General features: G+C 64.8%; 1 protein-coding gene. It reads right to left on the bottom strand.

The window, feature by feature from the left end:
• On the bottom strand, window positions 1-1,019 hold a 1,019-nt coding region (locus BLR05_RS25615), incomplete at both ends, for an RHS repeat-associated core domain-containing protein (protein ID WP_244160197.1).

Below are 1,019 nucleotides of genomic sequence, written 5' to 3'. Positions count from 1 at the left end.
ACTTCAAGGCGCTGCGAGGAGAGATCATGGTGAGGAGGACGGCTCAGGTCTTGTCGGTGAACAAGGGAGTGGCCGGGTTTTGAGAGGTTCCCGTAAGAGTGGCTCCCGCCCATCAGTCCGATTGGATCCTGCGTCACATACTGACCCAGCATCGGGTCGTAATAACGGAACCGGTTGTAGTGCAGCCCTGTCTCTGCATCAAGCTGCTGGCCCTGGAAGCGGATGGGCTGATTGATGTCGTGCGGGTCATATTCTTCGCGCACAGCGCCCCAGGCATGGTAGGTCGCAGCCCAGGTCACCAAGCCCGCTTGCGAGCCATTGGCGTCCACCAAGGCGATGGGCGTGCCCAAGTGGTCACACAGGAAATGGCGGATGCGCGTGGGATGGGCCTGGGTAGCAGCCTGCTGTTGCTGGCGCACGGATTGCAGGCCTGCAGCCAACAATGCGCCGGCCTCTTTGGGCAGACTTGCCTGCAGTCGCGCCTGTAGAGCGTTGCCGTTAGGTCCGATAGCGTCGTGTAGGGCTCCCTCCAGCAGTTCGCGTTGCGCACGGGGCAAGCCAGCGAACATGGCTGCGGCAGGTGATAGCCCGCTTTCCTGGCTATTTAGCCGCATGCGAGCTTGGTCTTCCTCCATGGAAAGCATGGCCTGCAGAGCCGTAGGAATGGCCTGCTCGCGCTCCAGGCGCAGCAGCGGCGCGAAGGAGCCGGGCTCGTAGAGCACGTGCTGCAGCCCCTGCGGGCCTTCGTTGTGCACGAGGCGGTCGCCGTCCCAGCCGGCGTAGGTGGTGATCGCAGTGTGCGATGCGGCTCCCTGTTCGCTGCCATCGCTGTGGGTGTTGCCGAAGACGGTCTTGGCCAGCCGCCGCCCGAAGGGGTCGTAGCGGTAGCAGGCCACGCGCTGCCATCCCGCCGTACCGGCTTCACGCTGCCAGACCTCGCGCAATTGGTGCAGCGCGTCGTAGCGCAACCGCTGCGCCCGGCCGTCGGCATGCAGCGCCTGCACCCGGTTGCCGAAGGC

Origin of the sequence: Paracidovorax cattleyae, assembly GCF_900104515.1 — a bacterium.
GTDB lineage: Bacteria > Pseudomonadota > Gammaproteobacteria > Burkholderiales > Burkholderiaceae_C > Paracidovorax > Paracidovorax cattleyae.
This window is presented reverse-complemented; position numbering and strand designations above follow the sequence as displayed.